The organism is Pseudomonas sp. (genome assembly GCF_050739995.1).
In the GTDB taxonomy this organism is placed as follows: domain Bacteria; phylum Pseudomonadota; class Gammaproteobacteria; order Pseudomonadales; family Pseudomonadaceae; genus Aquipseudomonas.
The window spans coordinates 1-9406 of record NZ_JBOICG010000575.1 but is presented as its reverse complement, the minus strand read 5'-3'; the positions used below and the strand labels follow the sequence as shown (position 1 = coordinate 9406).

Below are 9406 nucleotides of genomic sequence, written 5' to 3'. Positions count from 1 at the left end.
ACCGCATTCGCGAGCAAGCCCGCTCCCACAGGGGTTAAGCGATGATCTGTCGGACGAGTAGTAACAGGAAAAAATGCAGGGGATAGAGTGCATACGCCCAGCGTCGCATCGCCGGCGGCGAGACGTTTTGCCCATGTCGCAACAAGACCAAACCAGCCAATGGCGCGATCAGGCACGCGGCCAATCCTGCCAGCGCCACGGGCGTGCCGCTATCGAGCAGAATCTGCCATTGATTGGCCGCGACGCAGACCACACCCGGCAATACGCTGAAATACCGGGGCCGTCGAAATACCAGCAGCATCGCCAGCGGCAGTAACACACCGAAAAAACCGAACATCAGTTGCGTGGTAAATACCGCAGCAACCGTGGCAGCAATCAGCGCCAATCCTCGATCAAAAATCGCCTTCTGCTGCCATCCTCGGGCAACCAGCAAGCCCAGCGCCAAGGTTGGCAACACGTTCAACGTATCGGCATCGTCGATAAACAGCCGATACGGTACTTCACTGATCACACTGAACAGCAGCAGCCAGCCCAGATAGCGCCACCGGCCGGTCATCGGCATGTTCCTGGCCCTGTGCAAATTCGCCGCAATCGCCAGGCAAAACCACGGAAACGCCAAGCGCCCTGGCACATACAGGCCATCCAGGCTCAAGCCGACATAACGCAGGTGATCCAGCACCATGCTCAGCAGCGCCAGCCACTTGAGCAGGTCCAAAGCGCCGTCTCGGACAGGTCCGACAGGCGAGGCGTGTGTACCGTGCATAATTCCCCAACGACTTTGCATTTACAGTGCGTGCGTGCGCCCAACATTCTTGGTTACAGTGCGCACCAACATCGACCATAGGAACGGGCCATGACCGACAAGAGCCAACAATTCGCCAGCGACAACTATTCCGGCATCTGCCCGGAAGCCTGGGCCGCCATGGAACAAGCCAACCAGGGTCATCAACGCGCCTACGGCGATGATGAATGGACCCACCGCGCCGCCGACGGTTTCCGCAACCTGTTCGAAACCGACTGCGAAGTGTTCTTCGCCTTCAACGGCACTGCGGCCAACTCCCTGGCGCTGTCCTCGTTGTGCCAGAGCTACCATAGCGTGATTTGCTCGGAAACCGCCCACGTCGAAACCGACGAATGCGGCGCGCCGGAGTTTTTCTCCAACGGTTCCAAGTTGCTTATCGCCCGCACCGAAAACGGCAAGCTGACCCCGGAGTCGATCCGCGAGATCGCCCTCAAGCGCCAGGACATTCATTACCCGAAACCACGCGTGGTCACCCTGACCCAAGCCACGGAAGTCGGCAGCGTGTACACCCCGGATGAAATCCGCGCCATCAGCGTGACCTGCAAAGAGTTGGGCCTGAACCTGCACATGGACGGCGCACGCTTCTCCAACGCCTGCGCCTTCCTCGGCTGCTCGCCGGCGGACCTGACCTGGAAAGCCGGGGTGGACGTGCTGTGCTTTGGCGGCACCAAGAACGGCATGGCCGTGGGTGAAGCGATCCTGTTCTTCAATCACAAACTGGCTGAAGACTTCGATTACCGCTGCAAACAGGCCGGCCAGTTGGCGTCGAAAATGCGCTTCCTCTCTGCCCCCTGGGTGGGCCTGCTGGAAAACGACGCCTGGCTCAAACACGCACGCCACGCCAACCACTGCGCACAATTGCTGAGCAGCCTGGTCGCTGATATTCCGGGGGTTGAGCTGATGTTCCCGGTACAGGCCAACGGCGTGTTCCTGCAGCTCTCGGAACCGGCCATCGCCGCGCTGACAGCCAAAGGCTGGCGTTTCTACACCTTCATTGGCAAAGGCGGCGCACGCTTCATGTGTGCGTGGGATACCGAGGAAGAGCGTGTAAGAGAATTGGCCGCGGATATTCGGACAGTGATGGGAGCCTGAAACGGCGGGCCTTTTAGCCCTTTTTCAGAGACTGTTTGTACGTATTTCTGACAGTATCTATTTACCCCCTGCCTTGGATAGGATCTCGTCACCCCGAACGAACGGACGCGTTATTTCGGGGCTGACTGCCTGCCGAATAGTCGGCTGGAAATGGACATCCTATAGAGGGCAACATCATGGAAATTCAATGCTACACGACTGATTCGCAACTCCGCGCCGACGTCAACGCCACACTCGTCAGCCTGGACGATCTCAGGAAGCTGGCGAACGTCGGCGATACCATCGTCGAGCCATCCAGAACCTTTACCGTCACCGGAAAAGAGTTCGAAATGACAGCCTCTGGTGAACGCTACGTCGTCAACCTGTACGTTCGTTAATCGCTAAGGACCGCGTCGCAGACTCATGGCCTGCGACGCGGGACTGACGTGATGTCGCTCACAACGCCTTCGGCTGAAGCGCTTGCCAATCATCAATGGGGCCACGGTTTCCGAGTAAGGTCCCCCCGTTGAATTTCACCGCCAGTTTATTCACGGCGTTCAAGGCTGTTGTCACCGCACCTTCCGCCCAGCCTCCCGTAAACGAAACGTCATCACCTGCCAGAATGAATCCATCGGGGTTCGAGTTCGACACACCGTTCATGAACTGGGAAAACAGCAAGCGCTGGTACTCGTATTGTCCGGGCAGATTCATTTTGAATGCGCACAGGAAAAAAGGCTGAGTCTCCCAATTGATTTTGACAAACGGGTTGGTCAGGCCAAACTCGGTGGCCAGGTCCAACTGGTGTGGGGTATATACATGGTCCAGCAGCGTTGTACAAAGCTGTACATCGGATGGCAGGGGCGCAGCGCGATCACCGAGGAACTTGAGGCTGTCATCGTTCCAACTATACGACAGGTATATTCCGCTCCCCCGGTGCATACCCTGCCCGGCGCTGTAGTCCAACAGGTAGGTGCCCCGGGTCAACCGGTCGGATAACGTCAAGCTCATTTTGTACTGAAAATCCGTCCCCACGTCCTGCCAAAAAGGCCGCTGGGTCTGGGCAAAGATCTTTGCCGACTGCATGTAATGGGTGTACATCACCGCTTCCCAGGTCTTCTGATCAAGCAGGCTGTCCATTGCGCCAAAGTTGATGGCGCCATCCATATAGCGAAACTTGTCCAATATCCGCTTATGCGGCGTATAGACCACAGCACTGAAGATGTGCTGGGTGAGTTGCTGCGTGTTGCCGTCATAGATATTCACATCGAAGGCACCATCGTCCCGGCGCAGGATTTGCCGCACTTCCTGCTTGAACGTCTGGGCGATCACCTGCGTGCTCAGACTCTCGACCGTGGTGCCCGCTGGCCAATGGGCCATGGGGTCACCGAACGCACTGGGGCTACGCCCCCACAGCCGGCGCGGCAACTCGCTGGAACCGTCGTACATCAACTTGTGGTTGGTATCCAGGCCGGTATAGAGCACCCGCAACACCTCCAGAAAGCAGTTCGGATAATCGGTATTCCAGCCACCCGTGCCAAAGCCGATCTGCCCGAACAGGTCGATCTGCTGGCGCGTCCAACCGGCCTTCTCGACCAGCGCCGAAAAAAAGCTGAGATTGTCCCAATCAGCGTCCAGGATCGCGTTCCACAGAGTCTTGATCTTGTCCGGATCAAGACTGCCCTCGGACATTGCCGCTTCCATTTCAGTGAACTTGATCGGGTCTTGCTCAAGGAACACCTCGAACAACAACCGCTCGATCTCGGCATATTCGGGCGGCAAGTTATTGCGCTCGTAATAAACCTGTTCTTGCTGATAGTCCACCACAGTACTTGGGGTCGCAGCCGAACCTGGGTTAGGGAAATCCGCTGAGTTGGCCGTCATGCCAACCTTCTCGAAATAGTGCATCAACGCCTTGCCTGAAACAGGAAAGCGCATGGCCCCCATTTCGCAGATAACACTGTTATCGGGATCTTGAGGATCGCCCGCCACGTAGGAATACAGCCGCCCACCGATGCGATCACTGGCCTCCACCACCACAGGGTGCAGCCCCATGCGCATGGCTTCATAAGCCGCCACCATGCCAGCGACGCCAGCTCCGACGATCAACACCTGACTGCCATACGCCTGGCTGGATACCTGCGCCAACGGCATGCGGTTAGTGACGGCGGTATCAAGAAACCGGCGGTAGTGAAAAGGAAAGTCGGGAATCAGTGCAGTGACATCATTGGCAAGCAAGCGCACAGCACCCTTACTACGGGAGGGAATAGCAGACATGGCATTCATCCTTGGTTTATAAAAAAAGCACGTCCACCTACTGCTTCAATGCGAAGGGCGAATACGACGGCTGCGCTGCTCAGCGTAGACGCATGTAGGAAAATTCCCTATATCACTTGGAAATAAAGAGCGATTGCGTAATGCGAGCCTTGTATCAAAGGACTTTAGGTAGAAAGTTCAGAAACGCATGAAGTGATTATTTGAGAATGCCGATTCAATAGTTTTTTTACTTACAAGACTCTTCGTAATCTCACTCAATAAAAACAGACCGTGATGCCTATGAACACGCCCTCCAACCGATCGGCTGCGCAGCCCTCCGCTACGCTGAAAATCGAAACCCGCTCCATTGACTACGTGCCACGTAATGAGCGTCACGGCAAAGTCTGGCACCAGGCACCGTTCTGGTTCACCGGCAACTTCGTACTGACCACCATGGTCACCGGATTTACCGGCGCCGCCTTGGGGCTGAGCCTGGTGTACTCGATCCTGGCGATCGTGATCGGCGTGTGCCTGGGCACATTCGCCATGGCCTTCCACGCCAACCAGGGCCCGCGCATGGGCTTGCCGCAGATGATCCAATCGCGCGCCCAATTCGGCCTGCGTGGCGCCATCGTGCCGTTTATCGCGGTGGTCTTCGTGTACATCGGTTTCAACGTGTTCAACGTGATCCTGGCAACGGACGCCATCAATACCGTGCTGCCCGGCAACCGCGCGCCCTGGTATGCGTTGATGATCATCCTGGCCGTGGTGATTGCGGTGATCGGCCACGACCTGCTGCACACTGTGCAACGCTGGCTGACCTACGTGATGATCAGTGTGTTCGCGGTCCTGACCGTTGCGGCCATCATTCATCTGCAGGCCGATATAGCCGTGTTCGGCGCACACTTTTCCTGGTCGGCATTCCTGATCCAACTGTCGGCTGCCGCGGGGTACCAGATCAGCTACGCCGTCTATGTCTCGGATTACTCGCGCTATCTGCCCCACAACACACCCTCGCGCAGCGTCATCATCTGGACCTATCTGGGGGCTGCCGGCTCGGCGTTGTGGCTGATGTCACTGGGCGCCTTTCTCGCATCAGCGCTGCCCTCTCCCGATGCCATTGGCAGCGTGCAAGCAGTGGGCAACCAACTGCTGCCGGGGTTTGGCACCTTTACCGTGCTGATTGCAGTGCCGGCGCTGGTCGGCATCATGGCGGTCAACTGCTACGGCGCGATGCTCACCGGGATCAGTGCCATTGACGGCTTCGTCCCCATCAAGCCACGAATCAAGAGCCGAATCATCGGGATCAGCCTGGTAGCCGCGGTCATTTTCATGATCGCCTTGAGCATCCCCGAGAGCTACCTGCACAGCTTCAACACCTTCGTACTCTTGATGCTGTATTTCCTGGTGCCCTGGACGGCAGTCAACCTCGCAGACTTCTACGTCGTACGAAAAGGGCGCTACGCCATCAGCGACATTTTCAACCCGTCCGGCATCTACGGTCGCTGGTCCAGCGCCGGGCTCATTGCGTATTTCCTCGGCCTGGCGGCAATGGTTCCGTTTATGTCGCTAGGTTTTTATCAAGGCCCCATCAGCGTGATGCTGGGCGGCGCCGATATTGCGTTCGTCGTTGGCCTGGCGGTCTCGGCAGCGGTTTACTGCTTGATGAGTCGCCGGCTCGACCACGCCGCCGAGTCGCGAGCTATGCAAGCCAGTGAGCGAGTACTGGAAGGAGACTTGTCGTGACACAGCTACGCGTTGTTTGCCATCAACTGGCCCCGCGTATCGGCGATGCCGACTACAACCGAGCGCTGACCGAGCGTGCGATTCGTGGAGCGGCCAGTCTCAATGCCCAAGTGATCGTCTTACCGGAACTGATCCAGAGCGGCTATGCGTTCGGCGACAAGGAGGAAGCCTTCAAGGCTTCCGAAACACTCGACGGTCCAACCCTTGGGTTATGGAAAAGCCTGGCGCAGGAACTCGGCATCATCATCGTCGCGGGTTTTTGCGAGCGCTTGAGTGCCGGGCGGGTGGCCAACAGTGCCGCGCTGGTCGAGCCCACCGGACGGCTGACCGTGTACCGCAAGGCGCACTTGTGGGACCGCGAGAAACTCATCTTCGCCCCCGGCGATGCGCCACCTCCGGTGGTCGACACCAGCGTCGGGCGGATCGCCGTGATGATCTGCTACGACCTCGAATTGCCCGAGTGGGTGCGCCTGCCAGCGCTGGCGCAAGCCGACCTGCTCTGCGCTCCGGTGAACTGGCCGGACGGCCCGCGCCCCGTAGGCGAGCGGCCAGCAGAGATCGTGCGGGTTCAGGCCAATGCGGCGGTCAACCGCCTGTTTATCGCCGCGTGCGACCGCTGTGGCGAAGAACGGGGCGTCAATTGGGTGGGCGGCTCGGTCATTGTCGACGCCGATGGCTACCCGCTGGCCGGCGCAACCTCACACCAAGAGGAACAGCGACTGGTGGCTGACCTGCCCCTGGAACAGGCCGGGAACAAGTCAATCAGTGCCCACAACCACGTTCACCAGGATCGCCGGCCAGAGCTGTACTGAGCCTCAGAACTCAATACGCACATCACCCTTCGGTACGCTACAGCACGAGAGGATGTAGCCTTCGGCTTCATCCTCTTCGGTGATCCCGCCGTTGTGGTCCATCTCGACTTCCCCACCCAGCTTCATCACCTTGCACGTACCACAGATGCCCATGCCACAAGCTTTCGGGATCAACAAACCAAGCTTGGCCGCAGCCGCATGAACCGTTTCGCCGGGCGCCACGCGGATACTTTTACCCGATGCGATGAACTCCACCTGGTGCAGATCCGCCAGGTCGATTTCCGGCGCCTCGGCGGCTTGTTCGGCTTGCTCCACCGCATCTGCTCGGGCTTCCGGTGGCGTCGCGCCGAAGGATTCCTCGTGATAGCGCTCCATATCGAAACCGGCGACTTCCAACAGGCGTTTCACCGCGTTCATGTACGGCGTAGGGCCGCAGCAGAACACTTCGCGTTCGAGGAAGTCCGGCACCATCAGTTCCAGCATCTTGTGGTTCAGGTAACCGCGATAACCGGCCCAAGGCTCGCCCAACCCGTGCTTCTCACAGATCAGGTGCAGGCTGAAGTTATCAATCCGCGACGCCATGTGTTCCAACTCGCGGTGGTAGATGATGTCTTTGGGTGAGCGGGCGCTGTGGATAAACGTCATGTCGACGTTGGCATTGGTGTCGTAGAACCAACGTGCCATGGACATCACCGGCGTGATGCCGACACCGCCACTGAGGTACAGCACTTTCGGGCTCGGGAAGTCGATGGCATTGAACAGCCCAACCGGCCCGTGCACCGCCAACTCTTGCCCTTCATGAAGGGTATCGTGCAGCCAGTTGGAGACCTTGCCGCCCGGCACACGCTTGATGGTCACCGAAAAGCTGTAGGGCACCGACGGCGAACTGGAAATGGTGTAGGAACGCATGATCGGCTGGCCGTCGATCTCCAGCTCCAGGGTGACGAATTGCCCCGGCTTGAAAAAGAACAGGATCGGCTGGTCGGCCATGAAGCAGAAGGTGCGCACGTCCCAGGTTTCCTGGATGACTTTGACGCAACGGACGATGTGTCGACCATTGGCCCAGGTCTGGGTGGTTACCGGATTCAGGAAATTATTGGACATGTTGTTCTCCGTAGCCGTAGGTCGGCCTTATGGTGGCGATTCTGCGTAACGCCAGAACCGCCCATTTACCTATCTGCGACATTCACATACTTATCGCGACCAGCCCCCATACCACGGGCGTTGCGCGTCGGGATCAGAGTGGGCCATGTCGCTAATGGACAAGGTTCTGGCGTTCGCCGGCCCCACACTCAGCGCCAACAACGACGCTTTCTTTACGCCTTGCGTAGTACAACCGTAGCCACTATTCGCCGGCCACACCGAATGGCCATGAGGACACACACGATGGACGTCACCGCAACCTTAAGCTTGGGCGATCCGCTGGAACCCGCACGCAAGGCCACCGCGCAAATGCTGCAAGAGCGCGAGCGCACTTTCTCGCTGCCGCAGCCGTTCTATTCTGATGAGCGACTGTTCGATATCGACATGCAGGAGATCTTCCAGAAGGAATGGTTGATCGCCGGCATGACCTGCGAGATCCCCACCAAGGGCAACTACCTGACCCTGCAGGTGGGCAAGAACCCTATCATCGTGATCCGTGGCGCCGAAGGCGTGGTGCATGCGTTCCACAACGTGTGCCGTCACCGTGGCTCGCGCTTGTGCACCAGCGAAAAGGGCAAGGTCGCCAAACTGGTGTGTCACTACCACCAGTGGACCTACGAACTGGACGGGCGCCTGCTATTCGCCGGCACCGAAATGGGCGCCGACTTCGACATGAAGCAGTACGGCTTGAAGCCAGTGAACGTGAAGACCGCCGGCGGCTACATCTTCATCAGCCTGGCGCAGAACCCTCCGGCCATCGATGACTTCCTGTCGACACTGAACCACTACATGGAACCCTACGACATGGAGAACACCAAGGTGGCGATTACCACCACCTTGATGGAGAAAGCCAACTGGAAGCTGGTGCTGGAGAACAACCGCGAGTGCTACCACTGCAACGCCTCGCACCCTGAACTGCTGAAAACCCTGCTGGAATGGGACGACGTCACCGACCCACGCGCCGACCAGGCGTTCAAGGACCACGTGGCCGCCTCCGCCGCTGCCTGGGATGCCGAGAAGATTCCTTACGCCCACGCCAGCTTCGGCCTGCGTAACCGCATCGTGCGCATGCCGCTGCTCAAGGGCACCGTGTCGATGACCATGGATGGCAAACAAGGCTGCGCCAAACTCATGGGCCGCATCAAGAACCCTGACCTGGGCTCGATGCGCATCCTGCACCTGCCCCACTCGTGGAACCACTGCATGGGCGATCACATCATCGTGTTCACCGTATGGCCTATCAGTGCCCAGGAAACCATGGTCACCACCAAGTGGATCGTGCACAAGGATGCCGTGGAAGGCGTGGACTACGACGTGGAGCGCATGCGCCAAGTGTGGGATGCCACCAACGACCAGGACCGTCGCCTGGCCGAAGAGAACCAGCGCGGGATCAACTCCACGGCTTATCAGCCTGGCCCGTACTCCAAGACTTATGAGTTCGGCGTGGTGAACTTTGTGGATTGGTACAGCGAGCGCATGCTGAGCAACCTCGGGGCAGCGCCTGCGCCTTACCTCAAGGGCGTGGCCGTTCACGAATAAAAATGTGGGAGGGGGCTTGCTCCCGATAGCAGTGGGTCAG

General features: G+C 58.6%; 8 protein-coding genes. 5 read left to right on the top strand and 3 right to left on the bottom strand.

Annotated elements, in window-relative coordinates; all coding sequences use genetic code 11:
* Positions 1-34: 34 nt before the first annotated feature.
* On the bottom strand, positions 35-763 hold the full coding sequence (locus ACRESD_RS19235) for a TraX family protein (RefSeq protein WP_431752355.1): 729 nt from the start codon (positions 761-763) through the stop codon (positions 35-37).
* 90 nt (positions 764-853) lie between these two features.
* Here ACRESD_RS19235 and ACRESD_RS19230 point away from each other — a divergent pair, with 90 nt between their 5' ends.
* Positions 854-1894 (top strand): low specificity L-threonine aldolase, encoded by a 1041-nt coding sequence (locus ACRESD_RS19230; protein ID WP_431752354.1) that lies wholly within the window; start codon positions 854-856, stop codon positions 1892-1894.
* A 176-nt stretch (positions 1895-2070) separates the two neighbouring features.
* Positions 2071-2271 (top strand): hypothetical protein, encoded by a 201-nt coding sequence (locus ACRESD_RS19225; protein ID WP_431752353.1) that lies wholly within the window; start codon positions 2071-2073, stop codon positions 2269-2271.
* A gap of 58 nt (positions 2272-2329) precedes the next feature.
* On the opposite strand, the gene ACRESD_RS19220 is transcribed toward ACRESD_RS19225, so the two are convergent.
* The gene (locus tag ACRESD_RS19220; protein WP_431752352.1) at positions 2330-4147 is read right to left on the bottom strand and encodes a flavin monoamine oxidase family protein; all 1818 of its coding nucleotides are present in this window, start codon (positions 4145-4147) and stop codon (positions 2330-2332) included.
* Between the two features lie 279 nt (positions 4148-4426).
* On the opposite strand from ACRESD_RS19220, the gene ACRESD_RS19215 reads away from it, so the two are divergent.
* Both ACRESD_RS19215 and ACRESD_RS19210 read left to right on the top strand, forming a co-directional pair.
* A complete protein-coding gene (locus ACRESD_RS19215) occupies positions 4427-5872 on the top strand; it encodes a purine-cytosine permease family protein (protein ID WP_431752351.1) in 1446 nt (481 codons plus the stop codon).
* Entirely contained in the window at positions 5869-6684 is an 816-nt protein-coding gene (locus tag ACRESD_RS19210) for a nitrilase-related carbon-nitrogen hydrolase (RefSeq protein WP_431752350.1), read from the top strand. The genes ACRESD_RS19215 and ACRESD_RS19210 overlap by 4 nt, the downstream gene beginning before the upstream one ends.
* A gap of 3 nt (positions 6685-6687) precedes the next feature.
* On the opposite strand, the gene gbcB is transcribed toward ACRESD_RS19210, so the two are convergent.
* Positions 6688-7788, bottom strand: coding sequence for a glycine-betaine demethylase subunit GbcB (gbcB, locus tag ACRESD_RS19205; protein WP_431752349.1), 1101 nt, complete (start codon positions 7786-7788; stop codon positions 6688-6690).
* Between the two features lie 282 nt (positions 7789-8070).
* Between gbcB and gbcA the strand changes: the two genes are divergently transcribed.
* A complete protein-coding gene (gbcA, locus tag ACRESD_RS19200) occupies positions 8071-9366 on the top strand; it encodes a glycine-betaine demethylase subunit GbcA (protein WP_431752348.1) in 1296 nt (431 codons plus the stop codon).
* The last annotated feature ends 40 nt before the right edge of the window (positions 9367-9406 follow it).